We start from the raw sequence: 20,027 nt of genomic DNA on the forward strand, positions 1-20,027 counted from the left end.
GCTTGGAAGTACACCAGGAATAGCGTCCTTTGGTCGCCTCGTAAGGCGATCGGGCGTGAGACATCCGCTGGTCACAGGCTGCGCTGCTGCATGGTGCTCGTGCTCGTGCGCGGGCAGGCTTCGGTCTGGCCGGGTCCTTGTACCACAGGTCTCCCCCTGCACGACTGCCACCCAAATCCGTGAGACGAGCAGGGGGCAGAGCACTCCCCGTACGGGAGCCCCATGGAAAGCTCGTCCCCAATCCACCCATCCTATCGCTCCAAACCCCACCGCCTCTCGAGGAATGCGACGAATTGATCGCGCAATGAGCTATTGCGGCATCTCGGTCTCGCAGAGTTGTCACAAGATTTTTCATGAAATCCGCCGAGAAACCTTGAGGGAAATAGAGTGGAAGTGAACAATGTTCTCTTTCGCATTCCCTTCGAGACTGCCCATGAAACATTCCCGTCTGCTTGCCTGGCTCTCGTGGCCGGTGCTGGCGCTGTGCAGCACCTTGGTATTGGCCGGTGCGCCCGCCGAGGCGAGCAAGGCCATGCATCTGCTCGACTACCTGAGCGCTGACTACCCGCCGACCGTGCGCGACGGCAACGTGGTCGACGAGAGCGAATACCGCGAGCAACAGGAGTTCAGCGCGGTGCTGGCGGAGCTGGTCAAAGGTTTGCCGGCCAATGCCGAGCAGGCCGCATTGGCGCAGGGTGTACAGACCCTGCGCCAGGCCATCGACCAGCGCCAGGATGGGGCGGTGGTCGCCAAGCAAGCGCGTCAGCTGGGCGCTCGCCTGGCTGTTGCCTATGAGGTCAGCCAAGCTCCGGTGATTACCCCGGACCCTGCACGTGGCGCATCGCTGTACGCGCAGAACTGCTCGATCTGCCACGGTGACACCGGCGCGGGCGATGGTCCGGCCGGGGTGGGACTGGAGCCACCTCCCGCCAACCTGCGCAGCGCCGAGCGCCTGGATCGGTTGAGCCTGTTCGACCTTTACAACACGCTAGCACTGGGTATCGACGGCACCGAGATGCCCTCCTTCGCCGACCAGCTCGATGACCGTCAGCGCTGGGATGTGGCTGCGTACGTCGCCAGCTTCACCGCCGACCCGCAGGCTGCCAAGGGCGGGAAGACCTGGAACCTGGCCGATCTGGCCCGCCAGACGCCAGCGGAAGTCGCGGCCAGCCAGGGTAGCGACGCCGTCGCGGCGTTCCGTGCCCAGCGTGCCCAACCACCACAGGTCAAGCGTGGCCCGGCGCAGTTGCTCGAGTACACCGCCAGCACGCTGGACAAGAGCCTGGCGGCTTACCGCGAAGGTGATCACGATCAGGCCTATGACCTGTCGGTCGCTGCCTACCTGGAAGGCTTCGAGCTGGTGGAAAGCTCGCTGGACAACATCGATAGCCAAGCGCGCAAGGACACCGAAAAAGCCCTGATGGCCTACCGTCAGTCGTTGCAGGATGGCGTATCGGTGGCCCAGGCCGAACAGCGTCTGGTCGAGGCCAAGACCAAGCTCGACCAGGCCGCCAAGCTGCTGGGCAGCGATGGCCTGAGCTGGTCGTTGAGCTATATCTCCGGGTTGCTGATTCTGCTGCGTGAGGGCATCGAGGCGATTCTGGTGCTGGCGGCGATCCTCGCTTTCCTGCGCAACACCGGCCAGCAGTCGGCGGTGCGCAGCGTCAACGTCGGTTGGGGCCTGGCGTTGGCCGCGGGCTTCGCGACCTGGGCGTTGGCAGCGTATGTGATCGACGTAGGCGGCGCACAGCGCGAGCTGCTCGAAGGCAGTACGGCGCTGTTCGCCAGTGTCATGGTGTTGTGGCTTGGTGTGTGGATGCATGACCGCCGCCACGCCGCCGCATGGCAGAACTACATCAAGAGCTCGCTGGTCAGTGGCGGTGGGCGGTTTGGTTTCGCGGTGCTGGCGTTCTTCTCGGTGTACCGCGAGCTGTTCGAAGTGATCCTGTTCTATGAAACCCTGTGGTTGCAGGCAGGCCCGGCGGGTCACCAGGCAGTGCTGGCCGGTGGCGCCACGGCACTGGTGTTGCTGATGGGGTTGGCCTGGGTGATTCTGCGAGGTTCGGCGAAGCTGCCGCTGTCGCTGTTCTTCAGTATCAACGCCGCGCTGTTGTGCGCGCTGTCGGTGGTGTTCGCCGGGCATGGCGTGAAGGCGCTGCAAGAGGCTGGCGTGCTGGGCACACGGCCAGTGTCGTTCTTCGAGTTCGATTGGCTGGGGATTCATGCCGATGCCTATTCGCTGGCGGCGCAGGTGGTGGCGTTGATGGCTATCGTTGTGTTGTATGGGCGCAGTCGCCTGGCCGAGAAGCGCCGGGCCGCGGCGAGCTGACTACAGTGTGGGCCGCTTCGCGGGTTTACCCAGGAAAGGGCCGGACCTGACACAATGCCGACCTCACAGAAGATGGGACAAGTTGCATGCGTGTATGGATCGATGCCGACGCCTGCCCCAAGGCAGCCAAGGACCTGATCGTCAAATTCGCCCTCAAGCGCAAGATCGAGGTGGTGATGGTGGCTGGCCAGGCCGTGGCCAAGCCGGCCTTCGCCCTGGTGCGGCTGATCGTGGTGCCAAGCGGTATGGATGCGGCGGACGACTATCTGGTCGAGAATGCCGTGCCCGGCGAACTGGTCATCTGCAGTGATGTGCCGTTGGCCGACCGCTTGATCAAGAAGGGCGTGGCCGCGCTCGACCCCAGGGGGCGCGAGTTCGATGAGCGCAACATGGGCGAGCGGCTGGCAGTGCGCAACCTGTTTACCGAATTGCGTGAGCAAGGACAGGTAGGGGGCGGGCAAGCGCCCTACGGCGAGAAGGAAAAGCAGGCATTCGCCAATGCGCTGGACCGGATTTTGACGCGTTTGTCGAAAGGGTAGTGGGGCCAATGGCCGGCGAGCCGGCCCCTGCAGTCACCGCAACGGTGGAGGGGCCGGCGCACTGGCGATCGCCTGTGAAGCAGGCGCAAGGCGCTTACTGCTCGCCTTCGTGGGTCAGCTCCAGCACCCGGTCCACCAGCTTGTAGATACCGCCCGCCGCTTCGCTGATCGATTGGGCCAGCATGTAGGCCGGGGTGGTCACCAGCTTGCGCTGGGTGTCTTCGACGATGTCGTGCACATCGCACTCTTCATGGGTCCCGCCCATCTTCGCCACCGCCGCAGCGGTGCCGGCATCGTTGCCAATGGTGCAGACCACGCCAGGGCCATAGATCTTGGCCGCCAGGGCGGGCGAAATGCAGATCAGGCCAACCGGTTTGCAGGCGTCGGCAAAGGCTTCGGCCAGGGCCAGCACGTCCGGATTGACGGAGCAGTTGGCGCCCTCGACGGCAAAGTTCGAGAGGTTCTTCGCCGCGCCGAAACCGCCCGGTACGATCAGCGCGTCGAAGTCTTCGACCTTGGCTTCGCGGATGTCCTTCACCTCACCACGTGCGATGCGCGCCGACTCAACCAGCACATTGCGTGACTCGGGCATTGCCTCGCCAGTCAGGTGGTTGATCACATGCATCTGCGCAATGTTCGGCGCGAAGCACTGCACCTGCGCTCCGCGCTGGTCGAGGCGCAGCAGGGTGATCACGCTTTCATGGATTTCGGCGCCGTCGTAAACGCCACAGCCGGAAAGAATCACCGCTACTTTTTTCGTCATGCTCATTACTCCAGTGTCGAGGCGCTAAATGTCCTCTAGTTTGGCAGATGTCGCCATAGGGTTTCCTGTGGCCGCGGCCTAATCTCTTCAGATCATGCCGGAGCCGTTGCCCATGGACCTGATTCTGCTGGCCGTGCCGTTCTTCTTTGTGCTGATCGCTGTCGAACTGGTGGCTGACCTGGTGCGTGGCCAACGCAATTTCACCGTGGCCGACTCGATCAACAGCCTGAGCACGGGGGTGCTGTCGACCAGCACCGGGCTGCTGACCAAAGGGGTTGGGCTGGTGACCTACGCCGTGGCCTGGGAGCACCTGGCGTTGCTGCGTTTGCCAGAGCAGGCCGGGTGGGTATGGCTGCTGGCATTCGTGCTGTATGACCTGTGCTACTACTGGCTGCACCGCCTGGGGCACGAGCGCAACGTGCTGTGGGCGGCCCATTCGGTGCATCACCAGAGTGAGGAATACAACCTCACCACCGCCCTGCGCCAGACCAGCAGCGGTTTCATTTTTTCGTGGGTCTTCTACCTGCCTCTGGCCTTGGTCGGCGTCCCGCCGGTGGTGTTCATCACCGTAGCGTCGCTGAATTTGCTGTACCAGTTCTGGGTGCACACCCGGCACATACCTAAACTGGGTTGGCTCGAGTGGGTGCTGATCACGCCATCCAACCATCGCGTCCACCATGCGCAGAATCCTGCTTACTTGGATCGTAACTATGGCGGCGTGTTCATTCTCTGGGACCGCTTGTTCGGTACCTTCAAGGAGGAAGACCCGGCCGAGCCCGTGGTGTTCGGCGTGACCACGCCACTGGCCAGCTGGAATCCGTTGTGGGCCAACCTGCAGTTCTACGCCCAGCTTTGGCACGATGCATGTCGCACCCATCGCTTTTGGGACAAGCTGCGCATCTGGTTCATGCCCACTGGCTGGCGGCCGGCCGATGTCGCGGCTGGTTATCCACAGGCCAAGCAGGACCTGGCGTCGTTTCGCAAGTTCGACGTGGTCATCGGGCGTGCGCAACAGCGCTACGTGGTGGCGCAGTTTGCGGTGCACGTCGCGTTGGGCAGTTACTTGATGGGGGTGGCAGAGCAGGTGACGACTGGCGCCCTGGTGCTGGGCTGGTTGGTAATGGCGTTTGGTTTGTTCGTGCTGGGCGCGATGCTGGAAAACCGCCGCTGGGCGCCGCGTCTGGAACTGGCGCGCCTGGTCTGCAACGTACCGGCGCTCTACCTGGCTGGCGTGCTGGGCTTAGCGCCGGTCACGGTGCTGGTCTGGGGCTTGCTCCTGGCCTACAGCTTGGCCTGCCTCTGGGCCCTGGCCATTTGCCGCCGCCTTGCGCTCGGCACGCAGGGTGCGGAACCGTCGGCGCAGCCACAACAGGCCGCCCAGCACCAGCAGGCCGCCAAGCACCCATAGCTCGTACTTCTTCACATTGCCCAGCAGGCCTTCGAGGATGGCGCCGAAGTGATAGGCGGCCGCGCCCAATGCCAGGGCCCAGACCGCAGCACCGATGCCGTTGAGCAGCAAGTAGCGGCGCGGCGGGTAGCCGGACAGCCCGATCGCTACCGGCATGACCGTACGCAGGCCATACACGAAGCGGAAGCTCAGCACCCAGATGTCGGGATGTCGGCGAATGTGGTCCAGCGCTCGGTCGCCCATGGCCTGCCAGCGGGGCTTGCGCGCCAGAATCTTGCGGCCGTGGCGACGGCCCATGAAGTACCACAGCTGGTCGCCAGCGTAGCTGCCGAAGAACGCGGTCAGCACGACCAGGTTGATGTCCATGTAACCGCGGAACGCAAGGAATCCCGCAAGCACCAGGATGGTCTCGCCTTCGAAGAAGGTGCCAAGAAAGAGGGCGAAGTAGCCGAAATCCTGCAGGAATTGTTGAAGCATTTTCTGAGGTGCTGGCGAAATGAACGCGCAGCCTACCCCTTCGCGCGCATTCGTGAAAGTGTCCAAATGTGTCTCGACGTGAACAATCCCTGTGCGGACAATGCCTGCGGCCATAAGTCGCGACTTGCCTTGGTATGTAACACAGGCGTCATAATGGCCGCTTATCGTGCCGCTCAATTGATGATAGGGCGTTAACGTCCTCCAGGAACGCCAGATGAATAATGAAGTGCTAACCCCTGTCGCGATCAAGGACGCCCAGGCTCTTCCCGAAGAAATGGTGCAGACCCCGCCGGACCTGCCAGAGGCACCGGAACCTGTGGTCGAGGCCGCTGCCACGCCAGCCCCCGCGCCAGCACCGGCAATCGCCATTCCGAGCCTGGACGACAGCAGCCTGTACATTCATCGCGAGCTTTCGCAGCTGCAATTCAATATCCGAGTGCTGGAGCAGGCGCTGGATGAGTCCTATCCGCTGCTCGAACGCCTCAAGTTCTTGCTGATCTTCTCCAGCAACCTGGACGAATTCTTCGAAATCCGTGTTGCCGGCCTGAAGAAGCAGATCAACTTTGCCCGGGAACAAGCCGGTGCCGATGGCCTGCAGCCGCACCAGGCGCTGGCACGGATCAGCGAGCTGGTGCACGGCGAGGTGGACCGTCAATACGCGATCCTCAACGATGTGCTGTTGCCGGAGCTGGAAAAACACCAGATCCGCTTCATCCGCCGCCGTTACTGGACGCCCAAGCTCAAGACCTGGGTGCGTCGTTACTTCCGCGACGAGATCGCGCCGATCATCACCCCCATTGGCCTCGACCCGACGCACCCGTTCCCGTTGCTGGTGAACAAGAGCCTCAACTTCATCGTCGAGCTCGAAGGTGTCGACGCCTTCGGCCGCGACTCGGGCCTGGCGATCATCCCGGCCCCGCGGTTGCTGCCACGGGTCATTCGCGTACCTGAGGACGTGGGGGGGGCAGGCGACAACTATGTGTTCCTGTCGTCGATGATCCACGCTCACGCCGACGACTTGTTCCAGGGCATGAAGGTCAAGGGCTGCTACCAGTTCCGCCTGACGCGAAACGCTGACCTCGCACTGGACTCCGAAGAGGTCGACGACCTGGCCCGTGCTTTGCGCGGTGAACTGTTTTCGCGTCGTTACGGCGACGCCGTGCGTCTGGAAGTGGCCGACACCTGCCCGAAGCACCTGTCCGACTACCTGCTCAAGCAGTTCAGCCTCAGCGAGAGCGAGCTGTATCAAGTCAATGGTCCGGTCAACCTGACCCGCCTGTTCAGCATCACAGGCCTGGATAGCCATCCTGAACTGCAGTACACCCCGTTCACCCCGGCGATTCCCAAGCTGCTGCAGAACGCCGACAACATCTTCAGCGTGATCGGCAAGCAGGATGTACTGCTGATGCACCCGTTCGAGTCGTTCACCCCGGTGATCGACCTGCTGCGCCAGGCTGCCAAGGACCCGCATGTGCTTGCCGTGCGCCAGACGCTGTACCGCTCCGGCGCCAACTCGGAGATCGTCGATGCGTTGGTGGACGCAGCGCGCAACGGCAAGGAGGTCACCGCGGTGATCGAGTTGCGTGCGCGCTTCGATGAAGAGTCCAACCTGCAAATGGCCAGCCGTCTGCAGGCAGCTGGCGCGGTGGTGATCTATGGCGTGGTGGGCTTCAAGACCCACGCCAAGATGATGCTGATCCTGCGCCGCGAGCAGGGAGAGATCGTCCGTTATGCACATCTGGGTACTGGTAACTACCATGCCGGCAACGCCCGGTTGTACACCGACTACAGCCTGCTCACCTCCGACGATGCCCTGACCGAGGACGTGGGCAAGCTGTTCAGCCAGCTGATTGGCATGGGCAAGACACTGCGCATGAAAAAGCTGCTGCATGCGCCGTTCACGTTGAAGAAGGGCATGCTCGACATGATTGCCCGCGAGACGCAGTTCGCCCTCGAAGGCAAGCCGGCGCACATCATCGCCAAGTTCAACTCGCTGACCGATGCGAAGGTCATCAAGGCGCTGTACAAGGCCAGCCAGTCTGGCGTGAAAATCGACCTGGTGGTGCGTGGCATGTGCTGCCTGCGGCCGGGCATTCCCGGGGTGTCGCACAACATCCAGGTACGTTCGATCATCGGCCGCTTCCTGGAGCACACCCGGGTGTTCTACTTCCTCAATGGAGGCGAAGAGCAGATCTACCTGTCCAGTGCCGACTGGATGGAGCGAAACCTCGACAAGCGTGTGGAGACCTGCTTCCCGGTAGAAGGCAAGAAGTTGCTGCTGCGGGTTAAGAAGGAGCTGGAAGGTTACCTGACCGACAACACCCATGCCTGGGTCCTGCAATCGGACGGCCGCTACGTGCGCACCGCCCCGACCGGTAACCAGAACCCTCGCAGTGCCCAGGCCGCTCTGCTGGAGCGCCTGAGCAACCCGGTCCTCAACGTACGCTGAGGACGAAGCCGACCCGGGCCAGCCACTCCGCTTCGTTGGCGAAGTCGGCCTGGGTCAGCTGGTTTTGCTCCAGCCAACCATTGGGGAAGGCCACATCCAGCGATTGCTCGCCAGCCTGCAGTGACACGGTGGGCATCTGTTGGGTGCCACGGATGTGGTGGAACAGAATGGCGAAACGCAGCAGCACGCACAGACGCAGCAGCTTCACACCTTCCTCGCCCAGTTCGGCGAACTTGTCCTTGGGGATGTTGCGCCGATGGCCACGCACCAGCAGGGCCATCATCTGCTGGTCTTCGCGCGAGAAGCCGGCAAGGTCGGAGTGCTCGACCAGGTAGGCGCCATGCTTGTGGTAATGGTAGTGAGCGATATCCAGGCCAATTTCATGGATTTTGGCTGCCCATCCCAGTAGATCGCGCCAGTTACCGTCTTCCAGGTCCCACGCCTTGGCCACTTGGTCGAAGGCATGCAGTGCCTTGCGCTCCACGCGAGCAGCTTGGCCCTGGTCGACGTGGTAACGCTCCATCAACGAATTGAGTGTGCGCTCGCGCACATCTTCGTGGTGATGGCGGCCGAGCAGGTCGAACAGCACGCCTTCACGCAGGGCACCGTCGCAATGGTCCATGCGTTGCAGTTCCAGGGCGTCGAAGATGGCTTCGAGAATCGCAAGGCCGGCCGGGAAGATGGCGCGGCGGTCCGGTTTGACCCCTTCAAAGTCGATCTTGTCGACGTCGCCGAGCTTGAACAGTTTGCGTTTGACCCAGGCCAGGCCTTCGGCGTTGACTTCGCCGTTGCCCAGGTTGCTGGCCTTGATCGCGGCGCCGATGGCGCGAATGGTGCCGGACGAGCCGATGGCTTCATCCCAGGTCAGTCGGTGCAGGGCATTCTCGATGCTCATCAGCTCCAGGCGCGCCGCCGTGTAGGCCTGTGCATAGCGCGCCGGGGTGATCTTGCCATCGCGGAAATAGCGCTGGGTGAAGCTCACGCAGCCCATTTGCAGGCTTTCGCGCAGTAGCGGTTCGAATCGCTGGCCAATGATGAACTCGGTGCTGCCGCCGCCAATGTCGGCCACCAGGCGTTTGCCGGGGGTGTCGGCCAGGGTATGGGAGACACCGAGGTAGATGAGGCGAGCCTCTTCGCGGCCGGAGATCACCTCCACTGGGTGGCCCAGAATGGCCTCCGCGCGCTGGATGAACTCATTGCGGTTGCGCGCTTCGCGCAGGGCGTTGGTGCCGACGATGCGCACGGCGCCGGAAGGCATACCGTTGATCAGTTGAGCGAAGCGCTTGAGACATTCGAGCCCCCGTTGCATGGCTTCTTCGCTCAGCAGACGATCCTCGCCGATGCCGGCGGCCAGCTGAACCTTCTCGCCAAGCCGTTCAAGAATACGGATCTCGGTGTGGTGAGCCTTGGCCACGACCATGTGAAAACTGTTGGAGCCAAGGTCGATGGCGGCGATCAGAGACAGGTTCTTCGCGGTTGTTTGCGGCATGATCTGAGTGTTCTCGGTCGTTAACCTGGCAATCGTGCCACGATACGTGGCTGTCGCCAACGCGGGGCACGCCAAGGTTTGATGCAAGGCAATGTGCCATTCGATGCTATGACACTTATGTGACGGTTTCGATTCGCGGCGTCTTGCACAACTATAGTTACACTCAATCGTCCGTGACTTCCTGTAGGCAGCCTGTGCGGCTATGATGGGCCACGTTTTTTGCTTACGACCCTGGAGATATCCATGAGCAGCGATCTGATCAAACACGTCACCGACGCCACCTTCGAAGCCGAAGTCCTGCAGGCTCAAGGCCCGGTGCTGGTCGACTACTGGGCTGAATGGTGCGGTCCATGCAAGATGATCGCTCCGGTTCTGGACGACATCGCCGCCACCTACGAAGGTAAACTGACCGTCGCCAAGCTGAACATCGACGACAACCAGGAAACCCCGGCCAAGCATGGCGTGCGTGGCATCCCGACCCTGATGCTGTTCAAGAACGGCAACGTCGAAGCTACCAAGGTCGGCGCTCTGTCCAAATCCCAGCTGGCTGCGTTCCTCGACGCCCATCTGTGATGTGAAAAAGCCCCGCGAATGCGGGGCTTTTCTTTTGCTCGACGACCCTGTGGGAGCGGGATCCCCCGCGAATCCAAGGTTCAGCCGGTCGATGCCTTCGCAGCTAAATCCGGTCCCAAAAGGTTCGATTTCCCTCGTCAAAACCACTAGACGTCGAAAAATGCAAGTGTTACATTCGGCCTCGCACTGCTTCTTCAGTGCCCTCTGCACGCCGTCGCCGAAGCATCCCTAATTCGAATCAGTACGCGATCCTGTCGCCATCTAGCGGCGCGGCCTCATTAAGCCAAAGCTTAATTCTCCCTTCTTACATGATTACGTCACTCCCCTTATGAACCTGACTGAACTCAAGCAAAAGCCGATTACCGATCTTTTGGAAATGGCCGAACAGATGGGCATCGAAAACATGGCCCGTTCGCGCAAACAGGACGTGATTTTCGCCCTGCTGAAAAAGCACGCGAAAAGCGGCGAAGAGATCTCGGGTGACGGCGTGCTGGAGATTCTCCAGGATGGTTTCGGTTTCCTGCGTTCGGCTGATGCGTCCTACCTGGCCGGCCCCGATGACATCTACGTCTCGCCTAGCCAGATCCGCCGTTTCAACCTGCGTACCGGCGACACCATCGTCGGCAAGATCCGTCCACCGAAGGAAGGGGAGCGTTACTTCGCGCTGCTGAAGGTCGATACCATCAACTTCGACCGTCCGGAAAACGCGAAGAACAAGATTCTGTTCGAGAACCTGACGCCGCTGTTCCCCAACGAGCGCCTTAAGATGGAAGCCGGCAACGGTTCCACCGAAGACCTCACCGGCCGTGTCATCGACCTGTGCGCCCCGATCGGTAAAGGCCAGCGTGGCCTGATCGTCGCTCCGCCGAAAGCGGGTAAGACGATCATGCTGCAGAACATCGCGGCCAACATCACCCGTAACAACCCCGAGTGCCACCTGATCGTCCTGCTGATCGACGAGCGCCCGGAAGAAGTGACCGAGATGCAGCGCACCGTGCGCGGCGAAGTGGTCGCCTCGACCTTCGACGAGCCGCCAACCCGTCACGTGCAGGTGGCCGAGATGGTCATCGAGAAGGCCAAGCGCCTGGTCGAGCACAAGAAGGACGTGGTCATTCTGCTCGACTCCATCACCCGTCTGGCCCGTGCCTACAACACCGTGATCCCGAGCTCCGGCAAGGTGCTGACCGGTGGTGTCGACGCACATGCCCTTGAGAAGCCGAAGCGCTTCTTCGGTGCCGCCCGTAACATCGAGGAAGGTGGTTCGCTGACCATCATCGCCACCGCGCTGGTAGAAACCGGCTCGAAGATGGACGAGGTGATCTACGAAGAGTTCAAGGGTACCGGCAACATGGAGCTGCCCCTGGACCGTCGTATCGCCGAGAAACGTGTGTTCCCTGCCATCAACATCAACCGCTCCGGTACCCGTCGCGAAGAGCTGCTGACCGCCGACGACGAGTTGCAGCGCATGTGGATTCTGCGCAAGCTGCTGCACCCGATGGACGAAGTCGCTGCCATCGAGTTCCTGGTCGACAAGCTCAAGCAGACCAAGACCAACGATGAGTTCTTCCTGTCGATGAAGCGCAAGTAAGCACTTCAAGCTGGAATTGATTGGGGCCGCTTCGCGCCTCTTCGCGGGCAAGCCCGCTTCCACAGGGTCAGTGTGATGCTTGTGGGAGCGGGCTTGCTCGCGAAAGGGGCGCGAAGCGGCCCCACATCATTTTTGCCCCCAATAAAGGCCTGAACGGCGCTACACTCTGCACCCCGACCGATACGGCCAATACGAGGCTCATGCATGCAGTATCGCGACTTGCGCGACTTCATCCGTGGCCTGGAGCAGCGCGGTGAACTCAAGCGCATCCAGGTTCCGATCTCCCCAGTCCTGGAAATGACCGAGGTCTGTGACCGTACCCTGCGCGCCAAGGGCCCAGCTTTGCTGTTCGAAAAGCCCACCGGCTTCGATATGCCGGTGCTGGGCAACCTGTTCGGCACTCCGGAGCGGGTGGCTATGGGCATGGGCGCCGAGTCGGTCGACGAACTGCGCGAAATCGGCAAGCTGTTGGCCTTCCTCAAGGAACCCGAGCCGCCCAAGGGCTTGAAGGACGCCTGGTCCAAGCTGCCGATCTTCAAGAAAGTCGTGTCCATGGCGCCGAAAGTGGTCAAGGACGCGGTCTGTCAGGAAGTGGTGGTCGAGGGCGAGGATGTCGACCTTACCCAGCTGCCGATCCAGCATTGCTGGCCGGGCGACGTGGCTCCGCTGATCACCTGGGGTCTGACCGTCACCCGCGGCCCCAACAAGGACCGCCAGAACCTGGGCATCTACCGCCAGCAGCTGATTGGTCGCAACAAGGTCATCATGCGTTGGTTGAGCCACCGTGGTGGTGCGCTGGACTACCGTGAGTGGTGCGAGAAGCACCCAGGCCAGCCTTTCCCGGTCGCAGTGGCGCTTGGGGCGGACCCGGCGACCATCCTTGGCGCGGTCACGCCTGTGCCTGACACCTTGTCCGAGTATGCCTTCGCCGGCCTGCTGCGCGGCAACCGTACCGAGCTGGTCAAATGCCGTGGCAGCGACCTGCAGGTCCCGGCAACCGCCGAGATCATTCTCGAAGGTGTGATCCATCCGGGTGAAATGGCCCCGGAAGGCCCCTATGGCGACCACACCGGCTACTACAACGAGGTCGACAGCTTCCCGGTGTTCACCGTGGAGCGCATCACCCACCGCCAGAAGCCGATCTACCACAGCACCTACACCGGCCGTCCACCGGATGAGCCGGCGATCCTCGGTGTGGCGCTGAATGAAGTGTTCGTGCCGATCCTGCAGAAGCAGTTCCCGGAAATCGTGGACTTCTACCTGCCTCCTGAAGGTTGCTCGTACCGCATGGCGGTGGTGACCATGAAGAAGCAGTATCCAGGGCACGCCAAGCGCGTAATGCTGGGCGTGTGGTCGTTCCTGCGACAGTTCATGTACACCAAGTTCGTTATCGTTACCGACGATGACATCAACGCCCGCGACTGGAACGATGTGATCTGGGCGATCACCACGCGCATGGACCCCAAGCGTGATACGGTGATGATCGACAATACGCCGATTGACTACCTGGATTTCGCGTCGCCGGTATCGGGGCTTGGGTCGAAGATGGGCCTGGATGCCACCCACAAGTGGCCAGGCGAGACTACGCGGGAATGGGGCCGTGCCATCGTCAAGGACGAGGCGGTCACCCGCCGTATCGATGAGCTGTGGGATCAGTTGGGAATAGATTGATGCAGGTAACGTTGCAGCCGTCCGGGGCAGTGCTGGCGCTCGAACCCGGGGAACGGATCCTGGATGGGGCGCGGCGACTGGGCTATGACTGCCCGAACAGCTGCCGCAATGGCAATTGCCATGTCTGCGCCGCGTTGTTGGTGGAGGGGCGGGTGCGCCAGGACGGCGAAGTCCGTGACCATGGCGAGCTGTTCACCTGCATTGCCGAGCCACTGGAGGACTGTGTCTTGCTGTGGGATGGTGTGCTGGCGTTGGGCGAGCTGCCGGTGCGTAAACTGGCTTGCACCGTGAGCGAATGCGCCGAGGTAGGTGGCGATGTCTGGCGCGTGCGTCTGCGTGCGCCGGCCGGAAAGCCGCCGCGCTACCACGCCGGGCAGTACCTGATGATCGAGCGCAAGGGTGGCAAGCAGGCGGCCTTCTCGCTGGCTTCAGCCCCCCATTGCGGGCGGGACCTGGAGCTGCATGTGTTGGTCCGCGAAGACAGCGCCCGACAATTGATCGAGCAACTGCAGCGTGATGGCGTGGCGCGCATCGAAATGCCATTTGGCGATGCCCACCTGGCCGAGCTGCCCGACGGGCCGTTGGTATTGATCGCTGCGGGCACGGGTATGGGGCAGATGCACAGCCTGGTCGAACATTGCCGCGCTCAAGGTTTCAAGCACCCGGTCCACCTGTACTGGGGAGTGCGGCGCCCCGAAGATTTCTATGCCATCGAGCATTGGGACGAGTGGGAGCGCCTGCCCAATCTGTACTTGCACAAGGTCGTCAGCGACCTATGCGATTGGGAAGGGCGCTGCGGCATGCTGCATGAAGCGGTCTGCGAAGACATGGACGACCTGAATGCCGTGCATGTTTACGCCAGTGGCTCGCCCAACATGGTCTATGCCACGCTCGATGCATTGGTCGAGGCTGGTATGGACGCGCACCGTATGCGTGCCGATGTGTTTGCCTACGCCCCCCGCAGTTAATAACCGAAGTTTGAAAGCGTCGGTATAAGGCGGTAACTATTACCGCCTTGGTTAATAACTTTCGCGTTTTTCGGAATAATAATTCCCAATCGTCGGAAGGCCCCATGAAAATTTCGACATATACTTGAGCTAAGGCGGTGGCTGTCTTAAGTTAGGCATGACGCCTCCACGGGAGCCGGCCAGCCGGCGATTTGGCTGGCATGGGCAGCAGAGTAAGATCTGCCTTGAATCGTCTTTTCCGCTACAAGCGCTATTTACAGGGAATCATGGCGGCAGCTTATGTCGGCACTTGAGAGTTCATCCTGGAAAGTTTCATATCCACCCTCGCTTGACTTCGGGCAACAACTGACCCGTGAGCAACTGTACAACTCCATGCAGACGACCATGTCACGGCACCAGGGCGGCCCGGTCTGGCTGTTCGCCTATGGTTCCTTGATCTGGCGCCCGGAATGCAACTCCGTGGAGCGCCAACGCGCGCGGGTGCATGGTTACCACCGTGGGTTGTACTTGTGGTCGCATGAGCACCGTGGCACGCCTGAAACGCCCGGCCTGGTGTTTGGCCTGGATCGGGGTGGCTCTTGCAGCGGTTTTGCCTACCGGCTTGATGAAAGCAACCTGGACGACTCGCTGATGGCCCTGTGGCAGCGCGAAATGCCTTACCCGGCGTATCGGCCGCACTGGTTGAGCTGCCGGCTCAGCGATGGGAGCAAGGTCCAGGCCCTGGGGTTCGTGTTGGAGCGGCATTTGCCCTGTTACGCAGGGAACCTGCCGGATACCTTGCTCAGCCAGATCCTGGCCAGTGCCAAGGGGCGCTATGGCACTACGCGCGATTATGTCGAGCAGACCTTGAATGCCTTGCGCAGCCACCAGATGCCGGATCGCAACCTCGAGGCGCGTTTCAGGCGCTGCCATAACCTGCGCGAGGTTTGAGTTCCCCACTGCCTGTACCTTCCCCAAGCATCCCCCTTCAGCAGACGCCTGGCCGGCGATAGGGCGGGTACAGGCAATGAACGCTTCCAGCCCTACTTGGCCAGCACCACCAACTTACCCACAGCTTGCCGCTGCCCCAGTCGATCGATAGCCGCCCCAGCTTCGGCCAGTGGATAAGTCTGCGAGACCAGCGGTTTCAGCTTGCCCTGGCCATGCCAGACGAACAGCTGTTGGAAGTTGGCGGCATTGTCCTCTGGCTGGCGCTGGGCGAATGCTCCCCAAAACACCCCGAGCACCGCTGCGCCCTTGAGCAGCACTAGGTTCGCCGCCAGCTGAGGGATGGTGCCGCTGGCAAACCCCACCACCAGCAACCGACCATTCCAGGCCAGCCCGCGCACTGCCTGTTCGAACAGCTCGCCTCCCACTGGGTCGTAGATCACATCTACGCCCTGGCCGCCGGTCAGTCGCTTGATCTCATCCTTCAGGCTGGCCTTGCTGTAATCGATCACTTCATCGGCACCCGCAGCCTTGGCCACGGCGAGTTTTTCCGCGCTGCTGGCTGCAGCGATCACCTTGGCGCCCATGGCCTTGCCAATTTCCACAGCCGCCAGGCCGACGCCCCCGGATGCACCCAGTACCAGCAGGGTTTCGCCAGGCTTCAGTTGGCCGCGCTGTTTGAGCGCATGCATCGAAGTGCCGTAGGTCATGCCGAAGGCAGCGGCGGTGGCGAAATCCATACCCTGCGGGATCGGCATCACGTTGTAGAAGGGCACCGCCACGTGTTCGGCGAAGGCGCCCCAGCCGGTCAGCGCCATGACCCGGTCACCGACCTTGAAAGCGCCGGCCTTCTCGCCTACCGCCGCCACCACACCAGCCGCCTCACCACCGGGAGAGAAGGGCAGTGGTGGTTGGAACTGGTATTTGCCTTCGATGATCAGGGTGTCAGGGAAATTGACCCCGGCCGCGTGTACGTCGAGCAGGATCTCGTTCTTCTTCGGCACCGGGCTGGCCACTTCCTCCACTACCAGGTTGCTGGCAGGGCCCAGGGTTTTGCACAACACAGCTTTCATCGGGGCTATTCCTTTGCGTGTGGTGGCCGATAAGTGTAGGAGTGCCGCCTGCCCGGTCAACGAGCATGCCCCGGCCTGATGGGCTGGCATAAGCCGGAGCTTGGGTTTGAGCGGCGTGCTGGGTAAGCTGGCGCCAACTGTATTGAGGAGCTAATTCGTGAAAGCGTGGATCTTGATGGTACTGGCCCTGATGCTGCCAGCGGCGGCCATGGCCGAAGAAGCCAAGGAAGGAGAGCCCAAGGTCTCCTACATCAGCCTGAGCCCGCCCTTCGTCGGCAACTATGCCCTCGATGGTGGCCCTAAGCTGCGCGTGTACAAAGCCGATGTGGCCCTGCGTGTGACGGGCGATGCCGCCGCTGCTGCGGTCAAACACCATGAGCCGTTGATTCGCAATCAGCTGGTGGCGCTGTTCACCCAGCAGGGTGTGGATAACATGAGCAATGTAGAGGCCAAGGAAAAGCTGCGCCAGGAAGCGCTGAAACAGGTGCAGCAGGTAATGGAGGCCGAGGAAGGCAAGCCGATCGTCGAGGACCTGCTGTTCAACAATTTGATCGTGCAGTGATGCTGCCTCGATAGGCTCGCCGGTAATTGTGTGGTGCGGTTGAGATCGCGCGCCGCCCGCGCGGCGCATCGCGAGCAAGGCTCGCTCCTACGTTTGTTTCTGGCCAGTCATGTCTGTGCCAGCGCACACGACCGCCTTGTGTGCACTCGCGCGCATTTCCCACAGGAATAATTGGCCCGGAATAGACGTAGGAGCGAGCCTTGCTCGCGATGCGCCGCGCGGGCGGCGCTCGATGGTGACGGCGCTGAACAACGCCAGACGGACCACTCGAATTCACCGGGCCAAGGCAATAATCGCCGCCCACTGCTCATCGGTCACGGGCATCACCGACAGCCGCGTGCCCTTCTGCACCAACGGCAACGCCTCCAATGCACTCTGCTGCTTGAGCAAGCCCAGCCCCAGCACCTGGCTGAACGTTTTTACGTGCGCCACGTCCACTGCGCTCCAGGGGTTCTTATCGGTAGTGGCCTTTGCGTCGAAATAGTGGCTTAGCGGATCCAGCGCAGTCGGGTCCGGGTAAGCTGCGTTGACGACTCTGGCAATGCCGGCGATTCCCGGCTGCGGGCAGCTGGAATGGTAGAAAAAGAACTCGTCTCCGACACTCATGGCGCGCATGAAATTACGTGCCTGGTAGTTGCGCACACCATCCCAGCGCGCTTCCCCCAGCCGGCCCAGGCCTTCGATCGAGAGCTCGTCGGGCTCGGATTTCATCAGCCAATAGGCCATGGATGCTGCTCCTGAAAAAGTTTGAAATAACCTGTTGCATGAAACCGACAGTCGGTTGGCGTCAACGTTTGCGTGTCGACTCAGGTTGTCGGAAAATGCGCCGATTTTAACGCTAGACGCTCCGGCGACACCAAGAAGGTCGCCGAGCCTGACCATTGCCTAGGGGGGCAATTTTCGATGAACCAACGTAAACCAGATCTGCTTTGGATCCTGGTATTCATCTTTGGACTTGGCGTGGTCACCACCGGTTATGCGCAGGGTATCTGGGAGCGCAAGCTCGATGCCGCTTACCAGGCGCCAGTCGACGCCGGCCAGCAGCAGCGCTGATTCCCCCGCTGGCGCCGATCAGTTCGGCGCCATGTACCAGCCGCGGTCCGAGACCGTGCCTTGTAGCGGTACATCCCAGCTGGCCTGAGCCAGTCGCTCCACTTTCTGGCACTCATGGGCCAGCCCCAGCAGCAGTGGCTTTTTCCAGGTTTGACGACGAGCCTGGTAGGCGAGGCTGCGATCATAGAAACCGCCGCCCATGCCCAGGCGTCCGCCGACCTCATCGAACCCCACCAGTGGCAGCAGGATCAGATCCAGCGACCAGATCGGACGCTGACGCTTGCGGTCGGCGACCGGTTCTGGAATGCGAAACCGATTGCGTTTGAGTTTTTCGCCGTGCTCGAAGCGTTGGAACACCATGCGCGTGCGCGGCCAGGCGTGCAGCACTGGCAGGTAGGTGCGCTTGCCACGACGCTGGGCTTCGCGCAGTAGCAACTGCGGGTCGATTTCGCCATCGTTGGGCAGGTACAGGGCAATGTGCCGGGCACGGCGGAACAGCGGGTGCTGCGCCAGTTGGCGATACAGGCCACGTGCGGCTCGATGTTGCTGTGCCGGCGTCAGGGCGCGGCGGGCATCGCGAAGCAGGCGACGAAGCTGGGGGCGGGTGAGCGGCGCGGTGTCGGTCATGGCACGGGCGTTCCCAGGTGTGCTGGCCGACTGGGCCGGCCAAAACGAATTGCCCGCCAGAGGAGGCGGGCAAGCGAATTCAGGCTCCCCGATAAGACCGCTATCGGTGTAGCCCTTGAACCCGAAAGTTCAAGGTGGAGATTGCAGGGGGCGTTAAGGCTTTCCGTCGGGCGGACATGCACACCGGCCCCAGCGTGCAACCCCCGTGGTTGTGCGTATCGGCTCAGGGACATAACCGACTGGCGCATCCCCCAGGGAGTGGCGCCAGTATACCAATCTCAGCCGATTTTGGTATCCGCGTCGTCGGACAGCGCTTGGTCGACCCGTTCCAGCAGGTCGCGTACCTGTTCACGGGTAGTGCCTGTGCTGGCCGTTTCCGGGGTGTCCTGGCGGTGCAGCAGCTCGTGGGTGATGTTCAGGGCCGCCATGACGGCGATGCGGTCGGCACCGATGACCTTGCCGCTGCTGCGGATCTCGCGCATCTTGCTGTCCAGATAGCGTGCGGCGCTGACCAGGTTGTTGCGTTCTTCCGGAGGGCAGATGATCGAGTACTCCTTGTCGAGGATCTGCACGGTAACGCTATTGCTTGAACTCATGAGTCTTGCTCCAGGGCCTTCAGGCGTAAAATCATCGACTCGATCTTGCGCTTGGCGATTTCGTTCTTTTCGATGAGGTGGGCGCGTTCCTCGCGCCAGGATTTTTCCTGAGCAATTAGGAGTGCATTTTGCCGTTTAAGTTGCTCGACACGTTCGATCAGCAACTCGAACCGGCTCATCAGCGCTTGCAGGTCTTTCTCTTGCATGGGTTGCACTCGATTCGCTCCGTCGTTGACTCACCTGGCGATGATGCCTCTCCCTGGGCAATGGCGGCCAGTGCCGATGGTCTTGGCGCGCCTGCCGGTGCTAGGATACAAGGTCTTCATTCTAGTCATTGCGCCGCCTGGCGCCTAGCTGCCCATGCCTAATACTCAATCGCCTTACACCGCTTTCGCCTCGCTGCTTTCGAGCAACGGTCACCCTGTATCTCCCGCCGAACTGCATGGTCTGCTGATCGGCCGCAGCTGCGCTGGCGCGGGCTTCGACCCCGAAGCCTGGCTGGCCGATGCCGCAGGCGCGCTGGAAAGCGAGCCCGCGGACTCCGTGCGCAATGCCTTGGTTGGCCTGCAGGAAATGGTCAAGGCCGAACTCACTGGCGAGGACATCGCCATCGTCCTGCTGCTGCCAGGCGACGAAGCCCCGCTGACCGAGCGCGCCACCGCGCTGGGCCAATGGTGCCAAGGTTTCATTACCGGCTTTGGTCTGAACGCTGGCGGCAAGGACCTGTCCACCGATGCGAAAGAGGTCCTGCAGGACCTGGTCGCCATTTCTCAAGTCCAGGAAGCCTTGGAAGAGTCCGAGGATGGCGAAAGCGACTACATGGAAGTGATGGAGTATCTGCGTGTCGCGCCGCTGCTGCTCTATACGGAGCTGGCCGCACCCGCCGCACCCGCACCCAAGCCATCGCTGCACTGATTCGATCACCCTGGGGGGAA

General features: G+C 61.7%; 19 protein-coding genes, 1 other RNA gene and 1 pseudogene. 12 read left to right on the forward strand and 9 right to left on the reverse strand.

All coding sequences use genetic code 11. The features are described from left to right. Positions 1-400 precede the first annotated feature (400 nt). Together C4Q26_RS12410 and C4Q26_RS12415 are read left to right on the forward strand one after the other, a co-directional pair. Positions 401-2,329, forward strand: a complete 1,929-nt coding sequence (locus tag C4Q26_RS12410) for a cytochrome c/FTR1 family iron permease (protein ID WP_104883126.1) — start codon at positions 401-403, stop codon at positions 2,327-2,329. Positions 2,330-2,415: 86 nt separating this feature from the next. Then, the gene (locus C4Q26_RS12415) at positions 2,416-2,868 is read left to right on the forward strand and encodes a YaiI/YqxD family protein (protein ID WP_023382984.1); all 453 of its coding nucleotides are present in this window, start codon (positions 2,416-2,418) and stop codon (positions 2,866-2,868) included. 94 nt (positions 2,869-2,962) lie between these two features. Here the strand turns inward: C4Q26_RS12415 and elbB are convergent, their stop codons facing one another. Then, entirely contained in the window at positions 2,963-3,631 is a 669-nt protein-coding gene (elbB, locus tag C4Q26_RS12420) for an isoprenoid biosynthesis glyoxalase ElbB (RefSeq protein WP_023382983.1), read from the reverse strand. 112 nt (positions 3,632-3,743) lie between these two features. Between elbB and C4Q26_RS28310 the strand changes: the two are divergent. Next, positions 3,744-4,322, forward strand: a pseudogene (locus C4Q26_RS28310) (sterol desaturase family protein); the annotation flags it as partial. 549 nt (positions 4,323-4,871) lie between these two features. Here the strand turns inward: C4Q26_RS28310 and C4Q26_RS12430 are convergent. Continuing rightward, complete coding sequence (locus C4Q26_RS12430) at positions 4,872-5,516, reverse strand: DedA family protein (RefSeq protein WP_162144444.1); 645 nt, start codon at positions 5,514-5,516, stop codon at positions 4,872-4,874. A 214-nt stretch (positions 5,517-5,730) separates the two neighbouring features. Between C4Q26_RS12430 and ppk1 the strand changes: the two genes are divergently transcribed. Continuing rightward, entirely contained in the window at positions 5,731-7,965 is a 2,235-nt protein-coding gene (gene ppk1 / locus C4Q26_RS12435) for a polyphosphate kinase 1 (RefSeq protein ID WP_104883128.1), read from the forward strand. On the opposite strand, the gene ppx is transcribed toward ppk1, so the two are convergent. Next, positions 7,952-9,454 (reverse strand): exopolyphosphatase, encoded by a 1,503-nt coding sequence (gene ppx / locus C4Q26_RS12440; RefSeq protein WP_023382979.1) that lies wholly within the window; start codon positions 9,452-9,454, stop codon positions 7,952-7,954. The two genes, ppk1 and ppx, sit on opposite strands and share 14 nt — an antisense overlap. A 243-nt stretch (positions 9,455-9,697) precedes the next feature. On the opposite strand from ppx, the gene trxA reads away from it, so the two are divergent. The 5 genes from trxA to C4Q26_RS12465 all read left to right on the forward strand — a co-directional run bounded on the left by trxA (position 9,698) and on the right by C4Q26_RS12465 (position 15,184). Beyond that, complete coding sequence (gene trxA / locus C4Q26_RS12445; protein WP_016392405.1) at positions 9,698-10,027, forward strand: thioredoxin TrxA; 330 nt, start codon at positions 9,698-9,700, stop codon at positions 10,025-10,027. Positions 10,028-10,355: 328 nt separating this feature from the next. Continuing rightward, positions 10,356-11,615, forward strand: coding sequence for a transcription termination factor Rho (gene rho / locus C4Q26_RS12450; protein ID WP_023382978.1), 1,260 nt, complete (start codon positions 10,356-10,358; stop codon positions 11,613-11,615). Positions 11,616-11,819: 204 nt separating this feature from the next. Further along, positions 11,820-13,286 carry a 4-hydroxy-3-polyprenylbenzoate decarboxylase gene (ubiD, locus tag C4Q26_RS12455; RefSeq protein WP_023382977.1) on the forward strand — a complete coding sequence of 489 codons (1,467 nt, stop codon included), beginning with the start codon at positions 11,820-11,822 and terminating at the stop codon, positions 13,284-13,286. Then, on the forward strand, positions 13,286-14,254 hold the full coding sequence (locus tag C4Q26_RS12460) for a CDP-6-deoxy-delta-3,4-glucoseen reductase (RefSeq protein ID WP_023382976.1): 969 nt from the start codon (positions 13,286-13,288) through the stop codon (positions 14,252-14,254). Before ubiD ends, C4Q26_RS12460 begins: the two co-directional genes overlap by 1 nt. A gap of 279 nt (positions 14,255-14,533) precedes the next feature. Then, positions 14,534-15,184 (forward strand): gamma-glutamylcyclotransferase, encoded by a 651-nt coding sequence (locus C4Q26_RS12465; RefSeq protein ID WP_027907207.1) that lies wholly within the window; start codon positions 14,534-14,536, stop codon positions 15,182-15,184. Between the two features lie 92 nt (positions 15,185-15,276). Here C4Q26_RS12465 and C4Q26_RS12470 read toward each other — a convergent pair whose 3' ends face one another. Next, on the reverse strand, positions 15,277-16,254 hold the full coding sequence (locus C4Q26_RS12470) for an NADPH:quinone oxidoreductase family protein (RefSeq protein ID WP_023382974.1): 978 nt from the start codon (positions 16,252-16,254) through the stop codon (positions 15,277-15,279). Between the two features lie 157 nt (positions 16,255-16,411). Here C4Q26_RS12470 and C4Q26_RS12475 point away from each other — a divergent pair, with 157 nt between their 5' ends. After that, complete coding sequence (locus C4Q26_RS12475; protein ID WP_023382973.1) at positions 16,412-16,816, forward strand: flagellar basal body-associated protein FliL; 405 nt, start codon at positions 16,412-16,414, stop codon at positions 16,814-16,816. 273 nt (positions 16,817-17,089) lie between these two features. On the opposite strand, the gene C4Q26_RS12480 is transcribed toward C4Q26_RS12475, so the two are convergent. Next, positions 17,090-17,542 (reverse strand): EVE domain-containing protein, encoded by a 453-nt coding sequence (locus tag C4Q26_RS12480; protein WP_023382972.1) that lies wholly within the window; start codon positions 17,540-17,542, stop codon positions 17,090-17,092. A gap of 177 nt (positions 17,543-17,719) precedes the next feature. On the opposite strand from C4Q26_RS12480, the gene C4Q26_RS28095 reads away from it, so the two are divergent. Further along, the gene (locus tag C4Q26_RS28095; RefSeq protein ID WP_023382971.1) at positions 17,720-17,869 is read left to right on the forward strand and encodes a hypothetical protein; all 150 of its coding nucleotides are present in this window, start codon (positions 17,720-17,722) and stop codon (positions 17,867-17,869) included. An 18-nt stretch (positions 17,870-17,887) separates the two neighbouring features. Here C4Q26_RS28095 and C4Q26_RS12485 read toward each other — a convergent pair whose 3' ends face one another. From C4Q26_RS12485 to C4Q26_RS12500, 4 genes are all read right to left on the reverse strand, one after another. Further along, the gene (locus tag C4Q26_RS12485) at positions 17,888-18,496 is read right to left on the reverse strand and encodes a 5-formyltetrahydrofolate cyclo-ligase (protein ID WP_104884039.1); all 609 of its coding nucleotides are present in this window, start codon (positions 18,494-18,496) and stop codon (positions 17,888-17,890) included. Between the two features lie 81 nt (positions 18,497-18,577). Continuing rightward, positions 18,578-18,757: non-coding RNA, 6S RNA (ssrS, locus tag C4Q26_RS12490), on the reverse strand. Positions 18,758-18,774: 17 nt separating this feature from the next. After that, complete coding sequence (locus C4Q26_RS12495) at positions 18,775-19,092, reverse strand: cell division protein ZapA (RefSeq protein WP_023382969.1); 318 nt, start codon at positions 19,090-19,092, stop codon at positions 18,775-18,777. Continuing rightward, on the reverse strand, positions 19,089-19,298 hold the full coding sequence (locus tag C4Q26_RS12500) for a TIGR02449 family protein (protein ID WP_023382968.1): 210 nt from the start codon (positions 19,296-19,298) through the stop codon (positions 19,089-19,091). Before C4Q26_RS12500 ends, C4Q26_RS12495 begins: the two co-directional genes overlap by 4 nt. A 154-nt stretch (positions 19,299-19,452) precedes the next feature. Here C4Q26_RS12500 and C4Q26_RS12505 point away from each other — a divergent pair, with 154 nt between their 5' ends. Beyond that, on the forward strand, positions 19,453-20,007 hold the full coding sequence (locus C4Q26_RS12505; protein ID WP_023382967.1) for a YecA family protein: 555 nt from the start codon (positions 19,453-19,455) through the stop codon (positions 20,005-20,007). Positions 20,008-20,027: the final 20 nt, after the last annotated feature.

The sequence above is a fragment of the Pseudomonas sp. SWI44 genome (assembly GCF_002947915.1).
GTDB classification, from domain to species: Bacteria; Pseudomonadota; Gammaproteobacteria; order Pseudomonadales; family Pseudomonadaceae; genus Aquipseudomonas; species Aquipseudomonas taiwanensis.

Bases quoted from the DNA above. Each gene is read 5' to 3' on its own strand.
- C4Q26_RS12495 (WP_023382969.1), bottom strand. From the start codon at position 19,092: ATGAGTTCAAGCAATAGCGTTACCGTGCAGATCCTCGACAAGGAGTAC.
- elbB (WP_023382983.1), bottom strand. From the start codon at position 3,631: ATGACGAAAAAAGTAGCGGTGATTCTTTCCGGCTGTGGCGTTTACGAC.
- ubiD (WP_023382977.1), top strand. From the start codon at position 11,820: ATGCAGTATCGCGACTTGCGCGACTTCATCCGTGGCCTGGAGCAGCGC.
- C4Q26_RS12430 (WP_162144444.1), bottom strand. From the start codon at position 5,516: ATGCTTCAACAATTCCTGCAGGATTTCGGCTACTTCGCCCTCTTTCTT.
- C4Q26_RS28095 (WP_023382971.1), top strand. From the start codon at position 17,720: ATGAACCAACGTAAACCAGATCTGCTTTGGATCCTGGTATTCATCTTT.
- C4Q26_RS12470 (WP_023382974.1), bottom strand. From the start codon at position 16,254: ATGAAAGCTGTGTTGTGCAAAACCCTGGGCCCTGCCAGCAACCTGGTA.
- C4Q26_RS12415 (WP_023382984.1), top strand. From the start codon at position 2,416: ATGCGTGTATGGATCGATGCCGACGCCTGCCCCAAGGCAGCCAAGGAC.
- C4Q26_RS12410 (WP_104883126.1), top strand. From the start codon at position 401: ATGTTCTCTTTCGCATTCCCTTCGAGACTGCCCATGAAACATTCCCGT.
- C4Q26_RS12465 (WP_027907207.1), top strand. From the start codon at position 14,534: ATGTCGGCACTTGAGAGTTCATCCTGGAAAGTTTCATATCCACCCTCG.
- C4Q26_RS12460 (WP_023382976.1), top strand. From the start codon at position 13,286: ATGCAGGTAACGTTGCAGCCGTCCGGGGCAGTGCTGGCGCTCGAACCC.
- C4Q26_RS12500 (WP_023382968.1), bottom strand. From the start codon at position 19,298: ATGCAAGAGAAAGACCTGCAAGCGCTGATGAGCCGGTTCGAGTTGCTG.
- ppx (WP_023382979.1), bottom strand. From the start codon at position 9,454: ATGCCGCAAACAACCGCGAAGAACCTGTCTCTGATCGCCGCCATCGAC.
- C4Q26_RS12505 (WP_023382967.1), top strand. From the start codon at position 19,453: ATGCCTAATACTCAATCGCCTTACACCGCTTTCGCCTCGCTGCTTTCG.
- rho (WP_023382978.1), top strand. From the start codon at position 10,356: ATGAACCTGACTGAACTCAAGCAAAAGCCGATTACCGATCTTTTGGAA.
- C4Q26_RS12485 (WP_104884039.1), bottom strand. From the start codon at position 18,496: ATGACCGACACCGCGCCGCTCACCCGCCCCCAGCTTCGTCGCCTGCTT.
- C4Q26_RS12480 (WP_023382972.1), bottom strand. From the start codon at position 17,542: ATGGCCTATTGGCTGATGAAATCCGAGCCCGACGAGCTCTCGATCGAA.
- trxA (WP_016392405.1), top strand. From the start codon at position 9,698: ATGAGCAGCGATCTGATCAAACACGTCACCGACGCCACCTTCGAAGCC.
- ppk1 (WP_104883128.1), top strand. From the start codon at position 5,731: ATGAATAATGAAGTGCTAACCCCTGTCGCGATCAAGGACGCCCAGGCT.